The sequence below is a fragment of the Paenibacillus sp. 2003 genome, assembly GCF_031455635.1.
Taxonomy (GTDB): domain Bacteria; phylum Bacillota; class Bacilli; order Paenibacillales; family Paenibacillaceae; genus Paenibacillus; species Paenibacillus amylolyticus_B.
Window position 1 is genome coordinate 336488 of sequence record NZ_JAVDTB010000003.1, and the last position, 18171, is coordinate 354658.

Annotated in this window: 14 protein-coding genes; 7 read left to right on the plus strand and 7 right to left on the minus strand. The window is 46.4% G+C overall.

Annotation, left to right across the window (positions count from 1 at the left end; translation table 11 throughout):
* Positions 1-34: 34 nt before the first annotated feature.
* Positions 35-1888 carry a sigma-54 interaction domain-containing protein gene (locus tag J2X75_RS16965; RefSeq protein ID WP_310338082.1) on the minus strand — a complete coding sequence of 618 codons (1854 nt, stop codon included), beginning with the start codon at positions 1886-1888 and terminating at the stop codon, positions 35-37.
* A gap of 534 nt (positions 1889-2422) precedes the next feature.
* Positions 2423-3346: a proline dehydrogenase family protein gene (locus J2X75_RS16970; RefSeq protein ID WP_310338084.1), complete on the minus strand. Its 924-nt coding sequence runs from the start codon at positions 3344-3346 to the stop codon at positions 2423-2425.
* A gap of 445 nt (positions 3347-3791) precedes the next feature.
* On the opposite strand from J2X75_RS16970, the gene pruA reads away from it, so the two are divergent.
* Both pruA and rpoN read left to right on the plus strand, forming a co-directional pair.
* Positions 3792-5339, plus strand: coding sequence for an L-glutamate gamma-semialdehyde dehydrogenase (pruA, locus tag J2X75_RS16975; RefSeq protein WP_310338086.1), 1548 nt, complete (start codon positions 3792-3794; stop codon positions 5337-5339).
* Positions 5340-5425: 86 nt separating this feature from the next.
* The gene (gene rpoN, locus J2X75_RS16980) at positions 5426-6730 is read left to right on the plus strand and encodes an RNA polymerase factor sigma-54 (protein ID WP_310338088.1); all 1305 of its coding nucleotides are present in this window, start codon (positions 5426-5428) and stop codon (positions 6728-6730) included.
* Between the two features lie 123 nt (positions 6731-6853).
* On the opposite strand, the gene J2X75_RS16985 is transcribed toward rpoN, so the two are convergent.
* Positions 6854-8287: an aspartate ammonia-lyase gene (locus J2X75_RS16985; RefSeq protein ID WP_124117146.1), complete on the minus strand. Its 1434-nt coding sequence runs from the start codon at positions 8285-8287 to the stop codon at positions 6854-6856.
* A gap of 334 nt (positions 8288-8621) precedes the next feature.
* Between J2X75_RS16985 and J2X75_RS16990 the strand changes: the two genes are divergently transcribed.
* The 3 genes from J2X75_RS16990 (at position 8622) to J2X75_RS17000 (ending at position 11922) form a co-directional block, all read left to right on the plus strand.
* Entirely contained in the window at positions 8622-9899 is a 1278-nt protein-coding gene (locus tag J2X75_RS16990) for a methyl-accepting chemotaxis protein (protein WP_221819020.1), read from the plus strand.
* 200 nt (positions 9900-10099) lie between these two features.
* Positions 10100-10945 carry a hypothetical protein gene (locus J2X75_RS16995; RefSeq protein WP_310338090.1) on the plus strand — a complete coding sequence of 282 codons (846 nt, stop codon included), beginning with the start codon at positions 10100-10102 and terminating at the stop codon, positions 10943-10945.
* A gap of 269 nt (positions 10946-11214) precedes the next feature.
* Positions 11215-11922, plus strand: coding sequence for a stalk domain-containing protein (locus J2X75_RS17000; RefSeq protein ID WP_310338092.1), 708 nt, complete (start codon positions 11215-11217; stop codon positions 11920-11922).
* Between the two features lie 145 nt (positions 11923-12067).
* Here J2X75_RS17000 and J2X75_RS17005 read toward each other — a convergent pair whose 3' ends face one another.
* Positions 12068-13042, minus strand: a complete 975-nt coding sequence (locus J2X75_RS17005; RefSeq protein WP_310338094.1) for a ring-cleaving dioxygenase — start codon at positions 13040-13042, stop codon at positions 12068-12070.
* A 264-nt stretch (positions 13043-13306) separates the two neighbouring features.
* Between J2X75_RS17005 and J2X75_RS17010 the strand changes: the two genes are divergently transcribed.
* The gene (locus J2X75_RS17010) at positions 13307-14068 is read left to right on the plus strand and encodes a YwaF family protein (protein ID WP_310338096.1); all 762 of its coding nucleotides are present in this window, start codon (positions 13307-13309) and stop codon (positions 14066-14068) included.
* A 191-nt stretch (positions 14069-14259) separates the two neighbouring features.
* On the opposite strand, the gene J2X75_RS17015 is transcribed toward J2X75_RS17010, so the two are convergent.
* The 3 genes from J2X75_RS17015 to J2X75_RS17025 all read right to left on the minus strand — a co-directional run bounded on the left by J2X75_RS17015 (position 14260) and on the right by J2X75_RS17025 (position 16658).
* Positions 14260-15054 carry an SDR family oxidoreductase gene (locus tag J2X75_RS17015; RefSeq protein WP_036612094.1) on the minus strand — a complete coding sequence of 265 codons (795 nt, stop codon included), beginning with the start codon at positions 15052-15054 and terminating at the stop codon, positions 14260-14262.
* Positions 15055-15264: 210 nt separating this feature from the next.
* On the minus strand, positions 15265-15525 hold the full coding sequence (locus J2X75_RS17020) for a YqkE family protein (protein ID WP_310338098.1): 261 nt from the start codon (positions 15523-15525) through the stop codon (positions 15265-15267).
* A 485-nt stretch (positions 15526-16010) separates the two neighbouring features.
* On the minus strand, positions 16011-16658 hold the full coding sequence (locus tag J2X75_RS17025) for a peptidylprolyl isomerase (RefSeq protein ID WP_124117140.1): 648 nt from the start codon (positions 16656-16658) through the stop codon (positions 16011-16013).
* A gap of 255 nt (positions 16659-16913) precedes the next feature.
* Between J2X75_RS17025 and J2X75_RS17030 the strand changes: the two genes are divergently transcribed.
* Entirely contained in the window at positions 16914-18128 is a 1215-nt protein-coding gene (locus J2X75_RS17030; RefSeq protein WP_307539252.1) for an MFS transporter, read from the plus strand.
* Positions 18129-18171: the final 43 nt, after the last annotated feature.

Sequence of the window (18171 nt, forward strand, 5' to 3'; positions counted from 1 at the left end):
CATCATACCGATAATAACGACAAGAAGAGGCTGGTCATAGACCAAGCCTCTTCATGCGATTATAGAGCGTTGCCCTTGAGATGCCAAGTTGCTTGGCGAGTATTCGTTTGTTGCCACCTGCTGCTTTCAGATATTGAATTAGAAGTTGGGCCTCATGGGTGTCCAATTTTTGCTGGTAGGTAACACCGGAGACAAGTTCGGAATCATCCGAGATATCTAATTCGTCCACATTTGCAACCGTTCGAGGTTCTTGTTCTGATTCTGCTCCCGCCGAATCCTGAGGTTTCTGATTTTCGTTGTTGGCATGTGAATGAAATCCAGATGTCAGTTGAACTTCGGACTGTTCTTGCATGGTGAGGGAAGTGAGGGTATCAGGCAGATATTCCTGCTTCACCTCACCATCAGTCGTCAGAATGGTCAGGCGCTCGATCACATTTCGTAATTCACGTACATTGCCTGGCCAATCATATTGGAACAGCAACTTGAACACTTCAGGTGGAACCAACTCAATATGACGGTTATAGAGCAATGAGAATTCTTGAAGGAACGTCTGGGTTAATTCATACATATCTTCCTTGCGCATACGCAGAGGAGGGATGACAAGGTTAATGACATTCAGTCGATAGTAGAGATCTTCCCGGAATTGATTGCGGGCAATCATACGCTGTAGATTCTGGTTGGTCGCAGCGATAATCCGGCAGTCGGCCTGTTTCATTCGTGTTCCCCCCACAGGAAAGTAACTCTTCTCCTGCAACACCCGAAGCAGCTTCACTTGCAATTCCAATGGCATCTCACCGATCTCATCCAGAAAAAGAGTACCCCCTTCGGCAAGCTCAATCTTGCCCTTTTTTCCTTTGGGATCCGCTCCGGAGAACGCGCCTTTCTCATAGCCGAATAATTCACTTTCAAACAATGAAGCGGGAATTGCCCCGCAGTTAATAGCGATGAACGGTGCAGTCTGCAATTCACGAAGATCATGAATGGCTTTGGCGAATAACTCCTTGCCAGTGCCGCTCTCTCCGAGGATAAGTACGGTTGCTGAGGTGGTGCTGATCTTACGAATGGTCTCCAGACACTGCTTAATGACCGTGCTGCTGCCCTTGATTCTGGCGAATGGATCTAATTCGGGCCGTAGCCGAGCAACGGCTTTCTCCAGGTGCTGGACTTTGGAGGTCATATGTAATAGTTCCTGATGTAATCGGATTTCGGTTGTTATATCCACTTCGGCAGCAACTGCACCCACAATATGTCCATCCAGTTGGACCGGACGAGCATTAATCAGGGCGAAGAGGTCGGGCCGTGGCTGATGCTGTTTGCGATAGACCGTTTCGCCGGTATACAACGTCTTGAGAGACTGTAGCCGATCTGGAGGGAAAAAGTCCGCTGCGGGTTGTCCAATGATTTCTTTTTTGCTGATCGAAAAAACATGCTCCGCGCCAGTTGTCCAGTAGGCTACCTTGGCATCTTCATTAATTAATGTCAGAGCTGAACCCGCTGTCTCCAGTGTGGTCTCAAAATAAGCTTCTATCAGGCGATGCGCATGCATCATGGCATGCAAAACATCGGATACGGAGATATATCCCTCATATTCGCCCTGATCATTCTTTATTAATAGAAGAGGGCTCGTAGCAAATAAGGGGATCACTTCCGCAAGTTCGATCGAAGCAGAGACGACAGGCACAGGAAGACGGCCGTATGGTACTGTTCTATTGGGTTGGCTGTACAACCAGGCGTATTCTGTATTACAGCGCATAAAGACAGGTCTGTCCGTACCTATATGGAGTTCTGAAGGTATAGACTGAAGTGGGTGTTCGTCATACAGGGCTTCATCTAGAATACACATATCGGTTCGTAACAAAGCTTTCAGCTCAGGTAATAAATGTCTCATCAGAATCACCTCGGTTACAGCATATACTTAGGCAAAATGAATAATGTGAAATTATGTATATTATAACGTTCTGGTGTAGTTGTGTATATATTTTTTGACATCGGGTGTGCAGGTTGGGATGTTGGACTCGATAAATAAAAATCCACTTTTAATTGTATGCGATTACATTGGATTGAAAAGAAGATGAGTGTTGATTTTAGCTAGAATCCAAGGCCTCTGAGTGAATATCATGTTATAAAAATTGACGTATATATTTTTGCGAAATGGAGCAGATAGACCGGATAGACGAGGGAAGTGGTGTGATTTAACTGTAAGAAGAGGTACTGGTGTGTCTATTATATTGGACATTTCAATTTGGGATTTCTTATTTTTTAGACATATGAATGAATTGACAACGTGTTAAAGATTGAGAATTCAGTTTTATCGCTCAAATAACCATGCTTTCCAAAATAACAGGACAGCATGGTTATAGGGAAAACCTTTCTGGGTGGGGGAAGTACTTACAAACAAAATATGATAAGTTCAATCGAAGTTTTATCTAAACATATTTTTAACGACCATCCAGAGATTAGCCGGTTTTTCGGCTAAACGACGGGTATAGTACGGATACCACATGGTGCCATAAGGTACGTAACAACGAATGCGATAGCCTTCTTTGGCGAGACGTTCCTGTTCGCTCATGCGCAGACCATATAACATCTGGAATTCAAAGGCATCCGGCGAGATTCCCCGATCTTTGGCGTATTGTTTCGTCCAGTTAATGATGTGATCATCATGCGAGGCAACCGCAGTGTACACACCCTGATCGAGGTGATTACGAATCATCGTTTTGAATTGATGAATGACTTCAGAAGTATTCTGATAGGCGACTGATCCAGGTTCTTTGTAAGCACCTTTAACCAGACGAAGCCGGATGCCTTCCCGAATCATATCACGCGTATCTTCTTCGGTGCGATGCAGATAGGCTTGCAAGACTGTGCCCGTATTGTGCAGTCCTTCCGAGTGCAGTCTTCGAACAATATCCAGCGTTGCTTGAGTAAATGGACTATCCTCCATATCAATTCGGACAAATAAGTCATGCAATTTGGCTTGTGCGGCAACGGTACGGATATTTCGATAACCCTCTTCCGGGTCGAGTGCGAGGCCCATCTGGGTTGGTTTCAGTGAGACGTTGGAGTCTGCCCCTTCACGTGCAATGCCTTCTACCAGTCGTACATACTCATCCCTGTATAATGCCGCTTCGCTCAGACGTGTGATACCTTCGCCTAGATGATCGAGCGTAGCCATAATGCCTTTATTATTGAGTATGTGGATCTCTTTGAGAGCTTCTTCCAAGGTGTTTCCTGCGATAAACTTGCCTGCCAGCTTCTTACCATATCTAATTGACAGGTTCTCTACAGCTTTGTTGCCTGCCACGGTTAATAAGGTTTTGCGATATATTTCCGTTCCTACACTCATTTTCGTTTCCTCCTTCAGCATTGTGCATCATTCGATTCAGGCTCGGTTAAATCATGCTTTTTATTCCTAATTAGAAGCAAGAAGCGTGCCAGATTTAGCGATGGTCTACTATTTTTCATGAAAATTATCTATTTAAATTGAACTAAACATTTACACAAAACGGAGAGGACAGAAAGAACCTGAAGAAGTGGAGCGCTCGCCTTTATCCCCGGATTTTCCCTCTATAAAAAGGAGCAAAAAAATCTGGGGATAACAGCGATCGGAAGGTTATTCTGTCAACGGAGTGGCCCGTGTGAATTTTCAGTAGTTGAATTTAACGAGAAAAATATTTCAATCCCAACCGGAGTTGGCACGGATTTTGCTACATATATTTGGTGATGAGTAACATGCAAAATAATTCAGGCGAGCAGCCAGCGAACCCCACATCCTGAAGGAGGAATCATTGATGAATATCCCTTTTGTTAACGAACCATTCACACCTTTTGCGGTCCAGGCGAACCAGGAAGCATTTGAAGACGCACTTCGTCAGGTAGAAGCTGAACTTGGGCAGGAATACCCGATTATTATTGGTGGGCAAAAAATAACAAGCAGCCGCACGTTAACGTCCGTGAACCCAGCGGCCAAGAATCAAGTTGTCGGAACGATCCATCAGGCAGATCAGGAATTGGCCGAAAAGGCCATTCAGAAAGCGGCGGAGACATTCCACACATGGAAACATATTGACCCGAATGAACGGGCTCGTTATCTATACAAAGCAGCTGCCATTATGCGCCGTCGCAAGCATGAATTCTCCGCATGGATGGTTTATGAAGCCGGCAAGACCTGGCCTGAAGCCGATGCGGATACAGCGGAAGCCATTGATTTTATGGAATTCTATGCACGGGAAATGCAGCGACTGAGTGAACCGCAGCCCCTCGTACGGATTGCAGGGGAAGATAATGAACTGAGTTATATACCGCTGGGCGTGGGCGTTGTCATTCCACCTTGGAACTTCCCGCTGGCGATTATGGCAGGCATGACCTCTGCTGCACTGGTATCCGGCAACACCGTGGTGTTAAAGCCCGCCAGCACAACTCCGGTGATTGCCGCGAAGTTTATGGAGCTGCTCGCAGAAGTTGGTCTGCCGGATGGCGTCGTGAACTTTTTACCAGGATCAGGCAGTGAAGTGGGCGATTATCTCGTGGATCATGCGCTCACCCGGTTTATCAGTTTCACCGGTTCCAGAGATGTAGGACTGCGAATTAATGAACGTGCAGCACGTACAGCTCCAGGTCAGAAGTGGATTAAACGGGTTATTGCAGAGATGGGCGGCAAGGATTCCATCGTAGTTGACAGTGACAGTGATCTGGAACTCGCGGCAGAGTCCATTACCGCTTCGGCATTTGGTTTCTCAGGACAAAAATGTTCGGCGTGTTCCCGTGCCATTATTCATAAGGATGTATATGATGAAGTATTGCAAAAAGTGATTGAACGGACACAGAAACTGACGATGGGTAGTCCTCTTGAGGTTGGTAGTCAGGTTGGGCCGGTTATCGATAACAAGGCATATGCAAAGATCACGGAATATATTGAAATCGGCAAGGGTGAGGGGCGTCTTGTGCACGGTGGCGGTACCGGGAATGTCGAAGGTTATTTCATTGAACCAACCATAATTGCCGATGTGGACCCGAAAGCCCGGATTGCTCAGGATGAAATTTTTGGACCTGTGCTTGCGTTCATCAAAGCAGAATCTTTCCAGGACGCACTGGATATCGCCAATAATACAGACTATGGTCTGACCGGCGCGGTGATCTCACGTAATCGTGAACATCTGGAACAGGCAAGACGCGAATACTTTGCGGGTAATCTGTATTTCAACCGGAAATGTACCGGAGCACTGGTGGGCACACATCCATTTGGCGGATTTAACATGTCAGGCACGGATTCCAAGGCAGGTGGAAGAGACTATCTGCTGTTGTTTACACAGGCAAAGCTGGTATCGGAGAAATACTAGACAGAAACTCATGGTTAGACGAAAAACTTCTTACATTCGCTTGAATAGTATGCTATTATCCCTGCAACGCATAAGGAGGGGAACGGATGTTAGGTGTTCAGTTGGTGCAGGAACAACGTATTCGGCTGTCCATCACGCCGGAGATGAAACAATCCTTTCATTTGCTGACCATGTCTGGCCAGGATCTGACTCGTTACTTGCTTGACGCGGCGGAGGAAAATCCAGTTCTTGAACTGGAAGAACAAGCTGCGCCTCTCGCCAGGGTGCCACGGCGATTGGATCAGCGCAGGCATGATTCCTACGATCCGCTGCTTCAGGTCAGAGGTGCCGAGTCTACACTGGAACAATTGCTGATTGCGCAAATTCGAGTGATGACACTTCCGGACGAATTGGAGAATGTGGCAGTATATTTGGCAGGATGCGTCAATGATGATGGTTATCTCACCGTTGAACTGGCAGAGGTGCAAGCAGCGCTTGAGCAACCGATGAGCAAGATTGCAGCGGGACTGGAGCTTCTCCAATCGCTGGACCCTGCTGGTGTAGGGGCGCGGAATCTGCAAGAATGTCTGTTGCTCCAGATTAGACGTGATCCATCAGCAACGCTGAATGCGGAGCGGATGGTGGAAGCCGGATTGGAAGCACTGGTTCCTTTTCACCCAGGTAGAACAGGAAGTCGATTAGGTATGACTTCACGGGAAGCTCAGACTGCCTATGACTATATTACACGTCTGGACCCCAAGCCCTGTCGATCCATCGGATGTACAGAACGGCCACATTACATTATTCCGGATGCCGTTGTCGGGTTGCGTAACGGTGAGGTCCATTATAGTCTGCATGCAGCAGGTAACCCTCGTGTATCAATGAATGAAGCGTGCTTCCGCTGGATCAGGGAAGAGGCTCCGAACGCAATTTGGTCTACATGCGTGGCAGAGGCAAGGGCTATCATTCGGAGTGTACACCTGCGGCGCAGGACTTTAGTGCATGTGCTGGCGGCAGTGATGGAAGAGCAAAAGCAATTTTTGGTCAAAGGCCCATCCGCGCTAAAACCACTTAATCTGGCTGTTATTGCAGAGAAGATTGGCATGCATGAATCAACGGTAAGTCGTGCGGTGAACGGTAAATACATTGAGACCCCACATGGTGTGTATGAACTTAGGGCTTTTTTTGACTCTGGAATCAGTACAACGTCAGGGAATAAAACATCAGCATCAGCGGTGAAACGCAGATTAAAAGAAATCATTCGCATGGAACAGACTCAGCGTCCATACTCCGATAGTCATTTGGCTACACTGCTCGCCGAGGAGGGGATTGTTATCTCCCGCAGAACGGTTGCCAAGTACAGGGAGGAACTTCAGATTCTGCCTTCCCTTGAGCGTAAACGATGGGCTTAATCAAATAGCTGGCGTCTTATCATCTCAGAATACAAGAACCCCCGCAAACCGTATAAACGGTCTGCGGGGGTTCTTGTTAATCATTCGTGTTTGGGTTGCTGCTGCACCAGTTTTCCTGATTACCTACAAACGTTCCATATTACGCAGGAAGTGTTCTCCGGCAATTCCTGGTGTAGTCATCTGTTCCGGATGAAGAATTTCTTCCAGTTCTTCCGGTGTCAGCAGTCCGCGTTCCAGGATAATCTCCTGTAAGGAAAGTCCAGTCTTGAGCGCTTCCTTCACGATGGAGGCTGCCACATTATAACCTAAGTGCGGGTTCAACGCCGTAACCACACTGAAACTTTGCTTCATGATTAATTCGCAGCGTTCACGGTTAGCTTCCATCTCTTCCACTGCATAACGTGTGAAAACATCGATACCGTTATTCATAATTTTCAGGGATTGCAGCAAGTTGAACGCAATAACTGGGCCCATGACATTCAGCTCGAATTGACCGGCTTCACACGCCATACAGATCGTATGGTCGTTCCCCATCACCTGGAAGGATACCTGGTTAATGACTTCCGCCATAACCGGGTTGACTTTGCCCGGCATAATGGACGAACCTGGCTGACGCGGTGGCAAGAGCAATTCATTGAATCCTGCACGCGGACCTGAAGCCATCATGCGAATATCATTACAGATTTTGGACAGGCTGACCGCACATACCTTCAGCGCCGCTGAAAGTTCCAGATAGGCATCTGTGTTCTGCGTTGCATCCACGAGATCCTCAGCTGTTTGTAGTGGAAGTCCGGTAACAGCTGACAGGTGCTCTGTAACCTTGACGATATATTCGGGTTTGGCATTAAGTCCAGTACCTACCGCAGTTGCACCCATGTTAATGGTAAGCAGGCGGCGATTGGCGAATTCAAGACGCTCGATATCCCGTCCGATGACGCGGGCATAAGCGCCGAATTCTTGTCCAAGGCGAATAGGCACGGCATCCTGAAGATGGGTACGGCCAACCTTAACCACATCGTTGAATTCCACTTCTTTTTTATGGAACGCCTCCTGCAGTCTTTTCATGGTAGCGAGTAACGTTTCCGACAGTTGGTACGCCGCAATACGCAGTGCTGTAGGTACCACGTCATTGGTGGACTGGGACATGTTTACATGATTATTGGGATTGCAATGGAAGTAGTCTCCCTTGCTTTTAGTTAACAGTTCCAGCCCGCGGTTGGCCAAAATTTCGTTCATATTCATATTCATGGAGGTGCCTGCACCGCCCTGAATGGAGTCTACAATAAAATGATCCAGATGATGGCCTTTCATCATTTCTTCAGCCGCCATGACGATCACCTCGCCAATCTTGCTTGGCAGCATCTTCAACTCCATGTTGGTAATCGCTGCTGCCTTCTTCACCGCAGCCAGAGCCGTGATCAGCTCCCGGTGTACCGGAACGCCGGTAATCGGGAAGTTTTCCACGGCCCGTACCGTCTGAATTCCGTAATAAGCATAAGCCGGGATTTCTTTTTCACCGATAAAATCTTTCTCCGTCCGTGTGGACATAGTAGACATCTCGTTCGCCTCCAGTGGCATCAATAAAAATAGTTCGGCTTCAGCATTGCTGAAGCGCACTCAGTATATCATTTAAGCAAAATGGATGCCAATCTAAATCATTTGGCCTCTTGTGCCGATAATAAATAAAATTAGGGATATTAAATGGAATATTATTCAATTTTCAAGAAAGGGAGGAGTGTCCAAGCTTGTCTTATACATTATGCGCTTTATGGTAGAGAAGTCATGCATGAACGGCAAGTATGGGAGGAATAGAACGTTTTCAGTGATGTATATCACATGAAATTTGGTACTTGATTGGTAAAATAGGAAAAAAGGACTACGGGGTGTGCACATGAAATGGACTTTAGGAGCAAAGACTGTCGCAGGTCTGGTACTGATTTCGATTATTACCTACGGAACTAGCGGCTTTTTTATATTTTTTGTCAAAGACTGGATTACATTAGATATTCCGAATTGGGTATACATATCGATTATCCTGATCATGGGAGTTTGCTGGAACGGGATTTTGGGATGGTTTGCCTCACGCTGGCTGACTCGTCCAATCGTTCACCTGTCCCGGGCTGCACAGCAGGTTTCAGCGGGCGATCTGACAACCGAAATTCCACAGCGACGCACGCAGGATGAACTTACAGTATTATATGATGCTTTTCGCGCAATGGTTTCTAACCTTCGAAGCATTGTAAATGATATTGCAGACAGTACAAGAACGACTTCACAGAACGCACAGTCTCTGAGTGAAGCGATTACCCAAGCCGCTGAACAGATCGAGATGATGTCGGATGCGGTGGATCATATTGCGGTAGGCGTAGAAGAGCAGAAGGTCACTTCCCATCAATCTCTGATCACTGCGGATGAGATGCTGAACGATTTCCAGCGTATGCATAGCCAGTCCATGGACATGACAGAGATGTCCGGTCAGATGGAACGATCGGTGGATCATACAAAACAGACTTTCTCATCGTTGATGAAAGGAATGGACGAGCTGGCCGAGTCGCACAATCGTTCCCGCGACATTATGCTGTTGCTGGAGAAGGAAGCCTCCGATATCGAGGTAATTACCCATTCTGTCAAAAACATTGCTGAGGAAACAGGGTTACTTGCCCTGAATGCTTCCATTGAGGCTGCTCGAGCTGGTGAAGAAGGTTCTGGTTTTGCAGTCGTGGCGCAGCAGATCCGCAAGCTGGCAGACGAAAGTAAGGAATCGGTACATCGTATTAATGAGCTGATTAGTCGTGTACAGCAGCGGATCAGGGAGACAGCCCAACTGTCTCATGAGCAGCATGGTCTCGTGGTTAATGAATCGGAGCGGACCATCTCTGTGGATCAGACGTTGCATGAACTGACAGGAACAGTGGAAGTATTTATGAAGGGTGCGCATGATATCGGTTCCAAGATTGCAGAACAGACTGGTCGCGTGGAGCAAACGCACGGTCATGTGAAGAAGATCCAGGGGAAAGCCGGATCGTTCTCGGATGAGGCGAGACGAATTATGGATGCCGCACACGAAGAGACAGCCATCATGGAGGAGATTTCATCCTCGGCTGAAGAACTGAGACAATTAACCGATCGGTTATTGGACAAAACCAAAGCATTCCGAATGCAGCCTTAAGCTGTGTTCGGGATTTTTTTTGTTTTTTTTGAGAACAGTTTTGGCATGATAATTTGCTTATTCTGGTTAAAGCCGAACGTTCTTTCGTGAAAACGGAAATTTGTAAAGATTATTTTATGAAAGATTAACAAATTCGCAACTTGCAGGCGATAAATGAAGATATAATAGGATTATCACAACAGATAAAGGAGCCCAGTATATTGAAAACTTGGACAGGTATCCTGCTGATGATTATTTTGGCGGTAGCTACGATTAGTACAACTTCGGCTGCCAGAACCATGAATGAATCGCAAAAACAGCTTAATATAGATGATCAATCCAGCCAGACCGCAGTGGTCGAGGCTTCCAATATAGATAAACTGCATGACACAGCGAAGACAACACAGGAATCCATCCCCGTGAAAGAGGAATATGTTTCGGTAGCTCCAGAGAATGAGAACGTCAGATTATACCCTATGAAAGTCGAGGGTTCAGGATATATATACAACGGAATGATTTTGGAAGTGGACGGCAAGATACAAGAATTTAGTGATTGGCAGGGAGAAGGTGGGTCTTACAAACCCGAAGTGCACGAGCTGGATCTGAATGGAGACGGCCAGAAAGAAATTATTGTTCTGTACACGGAAGGTCATGGAACAGGTATTTATTTGGGACAAGCACATATTATTAATCCGGTAACGCTGGAAGAAATGAAGATGCAATCTCTGGATGAGATTGCGAAACAGCATGTGAAGTCGAAAGTTACGGTTAGTTCAGACCGCGTGGATGTTGATGTCGCCGTTGATGGCGTTCAAGCAGAACCTTTACGGATCGAGGAAGATACGAGTGGCGGCGTATATAACGAAGAGTTGGGATTCGGTGGAGTTACCTATTACAGTGTAGAAGATGGCCAGCTTGTCGTATCAGCAGCAGGATCTTACGGAGCGGCACTATATGCCGGTGATCTGACATTCACTTATGAGTATCAAGATGGCGAGTGGAAGGCCGTAGATTTGAAGTACAGCATGGAAGTGTATGAAGAAGAATATTATGAAACTTTTGATTAATGGCGTCATGTTGATATCGTAGTGCAGCGGGAATTTGGAAGTTCTCGAATGTGAAATGTAGTGAGCATCTGAACAGAATACCTCCTTATCTGCGTTTGCAGACAGTGGGAAACAGGGCGAGGCTGAAAAAAATCGGGACATACAGCCTCGTTTTGTGCTGCCCGGAAATGGGCACAGGGTACTAAAAATGCAGTAAACAATTGACATTATCACTTTAGTCGTTTAAATGTATAAAGGAAAAATCATTTTAACATTCAGGAGGGATTTTGATGAAGAAGAAGGTTGTACTGGGTTTGATGGTAGGCACATTAACGCTTGGGATCGGAACAGGTGCACTCGCAGCAACAGGACTGGAACAGATTAAAGCCTATCTGAACAGCAAGATTACGCTAAAAATGGATGGTGCTACAGTGACAGCCAAAGATGCCAATGGTAAAACAGTGTTGCCTATCACTTACAACGGAACGACTTATTTGCCTGTGCGTGCTGTGGGATCCTTGCTTGGGACAGAGATCACTTATGACAGTGCAACTTCATCCGTCCTGATTGGTGGGAAAAATGAAACCGGGCCAGTAACCAACGATAAAGTAACACTAAGTACACTGGGAACAACGGTGTTGGGATCTACCGCATGGCATACCAAAGATCCTGCCGAGACAACTTACAAAGGCAAGGATTACAAAGATGTATATCTGCATACGGATTCCGTGAAGCAAGGTGATGACTTCCAGATTATGACGAGTAAAAAGTATTCTTCCTTGCATCTTGAATTGGCTGCTCTTACAGGTAATCAGGAGATACAGGTCATCAACCAGGACAATACGGTTCTCAAAAAGCTGAGCATATCGCCGGGCAACGGATTGGTTAGCCTGGATGTGGATGTATCGGGTACTGAAGCTGTTTTTGTTGAGATTGTTTCAGAAGATCCGGGTTCATCGCTATTTGTTCCGTTGACTACATCGTATCTAACCAAATAAAAATGATAAGGGTTTAACGCGAGTTACGCTGATGGCAAAATAAAAAACGATGATCATCTGTGCAATGTCTGGATAGGAATCCAAGACGCATGATAATCATCGTTTTTATTTCGATTCAAGCCGGATTGCATAGCTTCAAGCGAGATTAACGAATGACGGTATCCAGCGGTTTGAGATTAGCTTCAATCTCGGCGCGGCGACCTTCAAGGAATGGTGGCAAAGCAAGCGATTCACCCAGATGCTCCAATTCTTCGTCTGTATCAAATCCCGGACCATCGGTTGCAAGTTCGAACAGAATACCGTTTGCTTCACGGAAGTACAGGGAGCGGAAGTAGAAGCGATCTACAAAACCGGAGTTAGGGAATTGGAAGTTACGAACCCGTTCCACCCATTGTTTCAGTTCTTCTTCGTTATCCACACGGAACGCAACATGGTGTACGCTGCCACGTCCAGGACGCTCTTGAGCAAGGTCATTCCGCTCCTCAACATGCACCTCGGAGCCGCTGCCACCTTCACCGGATTCAAAAACGAGTACATCAGGTTGACCTGGAGTAAAGGCAGGGTAACTTCCTTTAGCTCTGAAACCGAGCAGTTCGGTAAGGACCGAAGAGGTAAGGGAAGCATCTTTTACCGTAAGATGGATAGGGCCAAGACCTATAATGCCATACTCGGCAGGCACAGGGCTCTGATCCCATGGTTTGCCACCAGCGACACCTGTGTTGTTTTCATCCGAGACCAGAATCAGACGTTGTCCTTCAAAGTCTGTGAATGAGAGCGTCGCACGACCACCCCGTTCAACAATTTCTCCATGTGGGACTTCGAATTCGTCAAAACGCTGCTGCCAGTACGTTAGTGCCGCATCACTTGGAACGCGCAGTGACGTTCCAGATATGCTGTTCACACCTTCACGAGTCTGTCCGGCCATCGGAATCTCGAAGAAGGTAAGTTCGGTACCCGGATTGCCTTTCTCATCGCCATAGAAGAGATGGTAAACAGACACGTCGTCCTGGTTGACTGTTTTTTTAATGAGGCGCAGACCCATGATGTTGGTGTAGAAACGATAGTTCTGATCGGCATGTGCGGTTAGAGCTGATACGTGGTGAAGTCCTTTGATTTGCATAATAATTCCTCCTAGATGAAGTGGGATAGTGTAAATGTTCAGTTGAACATTTGTTGAGTGCTGTATTTTTATCATTTCGATTAAGAAAGTTACTAACTTTTCGTTTGTTTTGGTTCTGGATTTATCTTAACATAAAGATATTTAAATTACAATGCTTATTTAGAATTCCAACTGGACAGTAATTTCATTCAATGGCAAAATGAAAAAGTTAACATTAAAGAGAGATAATGTTGGTGAGATCCTTGTAAAGGAGAGAAGAGATGCATGGCGTATCCACCATGGCTGGACCCTTATGATGCAGAGCCGTTTATCCTGTTCTCCACTTCACATATCGTTTCAATTAGCGTAATTACAGCATTGATTGTACTGATGTTTTTGCTTCGACACCATCTTCGATCATGGTCAGAGAGGGCACGCTGCATACTGCGAATTGTTCTGGCTTGTACCATGTTTGCTTGCGAAATCGTGCTGCAACTCTGGTATGTGTATGGAGGGATATGGAGCCTGCAGACGTCACTGCCACTCGAACTATGCAGTCTGTCTCTGCTATTATCGGCATTGTTACTGCTGACACGCAGTCGACTATTGCATTCTGCACTGCTGTTTGCAGGCATTGCTGGAGCCCTTATGGCGATCCTTACTCCTAATCTGGGTTATGGTTATGCACATTTTCGATTCATTCAATTTTTCGTTGCTCATGCCTGTATCATTCTGGCTTTACTCTACATGACCTGGGTGGAACAGCTGCGACCTAGCTGGAGATCTGTAGCAGGTTCAATGATATTTGTGAATGTGGCGGCATTAATCGTATACGTTGTAGATGTCATGCTTGACGCGAATTACATGTTTCTAAGATATAAACCAAGTACACCCTCGGTGCTTGATATGCTAGGTCCGTATCCCATGTATATTCTTGGGGAAGAGATACTTGCGCTAGTCTTGTTCTCGCTAATGTACGTTTTGCTCTTTGCCATTCCAGACTGGTTGAACCATCGTGTGAAAAAAGGTAAAAGCAATGCAGTTTAGCGGTAATCCTTGCATGCGCCCGCCCGTATTATAATTCTCAGCATTTTGCATAATTCTAATCCTACCGCTCACGGGATTTATGCGAAATGCTCTTCACTATATATAAAATATCCCGCAGTAATCTGAACGGATCAGATGCTTACGGGATGTTTGGACGTTGTCCCTGAAAGGGGGCAACTTATATTTATATTTTATCCACGGAGCAGAGATTCCGCACCATCCACATAGATTCGTGTACCTGTAACATGAGAGGCTTCATCGGAAGCGAGGAACAGAACGAGGTTCGCCACTTGCTTCGACGTTCCAGGTTCGCCCTTGAGCGGATGTTCATGACCCTCAGGGAATTCAACAGGAATCTGTACTTCTTTCAGATCATCCGACGGGTAGGTGTTATCATCAATGTTGGTATCGATGGCACCTGGGCAGACGGCATTAACACGAATCTTATAACGAGCCAGCTCGAGTGCAGCCATCTTTGTAAACGCAGTTTGTCCGGCTTTGCTGGAAGCGTATGCAGAGAAACCGATCCCTGAGAAGACCCGGTTACCGTTGATGGAACTGGTAATAATGATGCTGCCGCCATGTTCTTTCAGATGGGGGATGGCATATTTGACGGTTGCAAAGGTTCCGCGCATATTGATCTCCATCGTCTGGTCCCAGTCCTCGATTTCCATCGTTTCGATCGGGGCCATCGTTCCGTTAATGCCGGCATTTGCAAATATGATATCCAGTTTACCCGCTTCAGCCGCAGCCTGATTGATCGCTTTCTGCACATTATCCGGTTTGGAGATATCACATTCGATCACATACGCTTCTCCGCCAGCCTTTTCAATCGTCTGCTTGGTTTCCTCCGCATTTTCGGGTGTACGATCCAGCATGTACACTTTGGCTCCATGCTCGGCGAAACGAATAGCGGTAGCCTGACCAATACCCGATCCACCTCCGGTTACAATCGCCACTTTGCCTTCCAAACGTTGTTCTGTCATCTCTGATCCCTCCGTATGGTATAGATTATCGTTGTACGCTCTACTTTTACATACCCGGCTCAAGACTGGTGAATCATATGTGTCTATATCAAAAAGAACAGGACCGCAATGCGGCCCTGTTCTGTGAGCAGATCAGCTTCATGATCTGTCTGCTGTGAACTTATTTTGGCATGTGAATGGTGGGAAACTCATTCAAGTCATGTCCGAAACTTACTTATGTTTCTTCCAGTCCATTGCACTGTTATTGAGCAAATATTCGAAATCGTTATCCCGGCGTTTCTGCTCCGCTTGGCGAGCTTCTTCTGCCTGTTGACGCTCCTGCTCTTTAAGAGCCGCTTCAGCAGCCTTGGCTTCAACCGCCTGAGCTTTCAGCTTCTCCAGCACATCGCTGCTCAGTAGATCTTTCAGTGTTGTAGGTTTATCCTGTGCTACTGCTTTGGGAGCAGGGGGGCGTTTTTTGGATTTTGCCATAGGAAAATCTCCTTTCCAAACATGAATCAGGTTCCATTTCTCGTACAGTAGTCATAGTATATCAGGTTCCCGTAATGCATTCCATGAAACTGCGGAACAAAAAGCAGGAAAATGAGGGTTGCGTGACGAATGAAATCGGGTATAAAATCATATACTATTACCGATACTGCGACTATTCCCTGGAGAAAGGAGTCGTTGTTCGTGGAAGTAAACCGTGGTTTACTGAAAGGGCTTGCATGGGGTGTTGCCTTTAGCTGCCCGTTATGGATTGCGATTATCGGCTGGTTACGTTTGATGGGATGGATGTATTGAGGATGATGCCGGAAGAGGTCATTTTTTATAAAGTCATATATGTAACCGCTATCATTAAAATCAATAAATGAAGCTCTGCCTTGCGAGATTCGCACAGGACAGAGCTTTTGTTTGTTTAGAGTTCATTAACAAGTCATAACCATGGATTATCATCCGTTTGGCAAGGATGTTAATTAAGGCATTTTTACCGGTTCTGGATATTCCAGACCGTGGGTGTCTACCGTAACCTTTTTCATAACTTGATCCTTAACGGGTTTGTCACCTTCACCTATTTCCTGAGCTGCAATGTTATCCACAGTTTCTATGCCCTCCGTTACTTTACCGAAGGAAGCATAGGCGTTATCCAAATGATCCGCGTCAGCTAACATGATGAAGAACTGAGAACCAGCCGAATCCAAATTATCTCCGCGTGCCATAGAAATGACTCCGCGGGTATGATTCAGGTGATTTTTGTGACCGTTGGATGTAAATTCACCCTTAATGGCATACCCAGGGCCACCTCGACCATTACCGTCTGGATCTCCGCCCTGAATCATGAAACCTGGAATAACACGGTGAAAGATTGTGCCATCATAGAAACCCTGATTCGCTAGTGAAATAAAATTGTTCACCGTATTGGGCGCAATTTCCGGATACAGCTCAATGACGATCTTCTGTCCATCTGCCATTTCAATGGTAGCTACCGGATTGGGACCCGTTGGTTCAACTGGAGCTGGTGTTTCTGTAGCGCCACTCGAAGGGCGTCCACAACCACTAATGACGATAAGCAGCATCGCGATTACCAGCGAGACCACTGTATTTTTTTTCCACTGTAAAGACATGAAAACGTTCCTCCTTGCATCTCTGCATTATATATTTTCTCCAAATCATATTTGGATATTTACCCAACTATCATACCGTTTTTGTGGACAGGATGGCAATGTAATACATGTGTTTGTGGTGAACAAGGGATGGCCTTCGTGGAATGATGGGTGTAAAATAAGGAAAATGCTTCCGCATCGGGACGTACGGGTCTGTTCCGTCCGCTCCAATACACGGCAGTCCCGGCGTCAGAAACGGAAAGGGCGTGCGGGTATATGAACTTCTCGTGGAAGCGCAATCTGGTCATATTGTGGATTGGTGTATTTTTTTGTAGCACCGCGTATTCGATCTCGATTCCATTTCTGCCCCTGTTTCTAAGTACTGACTTGGGGGTTCGTGATCACCTGGAGTTATGGTCAGGACTGGCATTTGGCATTACGTTTCTCGCGAGTGCACTCGTATCTCCGTTCTGGGGATCCCTGGCTGATAAATACGGACGCAAGCCCATGCTGATCCGGTCGGGATACAGCCTTGCCGTCTTGTATTTAATCAATTATTTCGTGCAGGACCCGTATTCGCTGATTGTTGTTCGATTGTTTCAGGGTCTGCTTGCAGGGTTTGTTCCGGCAGCGATTGCTCTGGTAGGTACGAATACACCTGAAGAGAAGACTGGTTATGCCCTTGGTATTATGTCCACTGCAGGAGCCACTGGTGGTATTATCGGACCGTTAATTGGTGGCGTGGTGAGTCATTATTATGGTAACCGGAATGCATTTTTGTTTTCGGCTATTGTTGTGTTAGTCTCAGCAATCATCGCAACCTTCTGGGTAAAAGAAGAGAACTTCAACCGGAACAAAGCTCGTTCCCACGTCATGGATGACATTCGTGAAGCGAGAGCGAATCGTTTGTTTATGACGGTGCTTGGCATGATGGGTATATGTACATTCTCCGTCATGATTCTGGAGCCACTATTGACGGTATATGTGATGGAGATGGGCGTTCAGCCGGATCGTGCCTCACTCAGCTCGGGTATTATTTTCTCAGCGGTGGGGGTAGCAACCGTTATTATGGCGCCGCGGTGGGGCAAGATTGGTTCAAGGATTGGATACGGTAAAGTGTTGATCATTGGACTGGTTGGTGGGGCTGTAGGGAATCTTCTACAGTTCTTTACAACAGGTTATATAGCATTCGGCATTTTACGATTTGTGTATGGGTTATTCTTTGCGGCTGTATTTCCGGCAATTAACGCCATGATTGTGCAGGCTACCGCATCGAGTTTCCGGGGCAGGGCCTTTAGTCTGAATCAATCCGCTGCCCAGATTGGGACGATGGCAGGGCCGATCATTGGTGGTGTACTTGGGGGCTGGCTGCCGATACGCTGGATATTTATTATTAATGGAGTGGCATTGATCATCACTGCGATTGTAGCGAAGTGGTCAGGGTTGGATCACAAACTGCCCGTGGCAAGTAAGGTTCCCGCTAAGCGATGATGCTGGATCACTGAGAGTAAGTGAACTTACAGGTAACAAAAAA

Excerpts from the sequence above, each read along its gene's own strand:
- J2X75_RS17000 (WP_310338092.1), top strand. The coding sequence starts at position 11,215 with ATGAAGAAGAAGGTTGTACTGGGTTTGATGGTAGGCACATTAACGCTT.
- rpoN (WP_310338088.1), top strand. The coding sequence starts at position 5,426 with ATGTTAGGTGTTCAGTTGGTGCAGGAACAACGTATTCGGCTGTCCATC.
- J2X75_RS16965 (WP_310338082.1), bottom strand. The coding sequence starts at position 1,888 with ATGAGACATTTATTACCTGAGCTGAAAGCTTTGTTACGAACCGATATG.
- J2X75_RS17005 (WP_310338094.1), bottom strand. The coding sequence starts at position 13,042 with ATGCAAATCAAAGGACTTCACCACGTATCAGCTCTAACCGCACATGCC.
- J2X75_RS16970 (WP_310338084.1), bottom strand. The coding sequence starts at position 3,346 with ATGAGTGTAGGAACGGAAATATATCGCAAAACCTTATTAACCGTGGCA.
- J2X75_RS17015 (WP_036612094.1), bottom strand. The coding sequence starts at position 15,054 with ATGACAGAACAACGTTTGGAAGGCAAAGTGGCGATTGTAACCGGAGGT.
- J2X75_RS17020 (WP_310338098.1), bottom strand. The coding sequence starts at position 15,525 with ATGGCAAAATCCAAAAAACGCCCCCCTGCTCCCAAAGCAGTAGCACAG.
- J2X75_RS17030 (WP_307539252.1), top strand. The coding sequence starts at position 16,914 with ATGAACTTCTCGTGGAAGCGCAATCTGGTCATATTGTGGATTGGTGTA.
- J2X75_RS17025 (WP_124117140.1), bottom strand. The coding sequence starts at position 16,658 with ATGTCTTTACAGTGGAAAAAAAATACAGTGGTCTCGCTGGTAATCGCG.
- J2X75_RS17010 (WP_310338096.1), top strand. The coding sequence starts at position 13,307 with ATGGCGTATCCACCATGGCTGGACCCTTATGATGCAGAGCCGTTTATC.
- J2X75_RS16985 (WP_124117146.1), bottom strand. The coding sequence starts at position 8,287 with ATGTCTACTATGTCCACACGGACGGAGAAAGATTTTATCGGTGAAAAA.
- pruA (WP_310338086.1), top strand. The coding sequence starts at position 3,792 with ATGAATATCCCTTTTGTTAACGAACCATTCACACCTTTTGCGGTCCAG.
- J2X75_RS16990 (WP_221819020.1), top strand. The coding sequence starts at position 8,622 with ATGAAATGGACTTTAGGAGCAAAGACTGTCGCAGGTCTGGTACTGATT.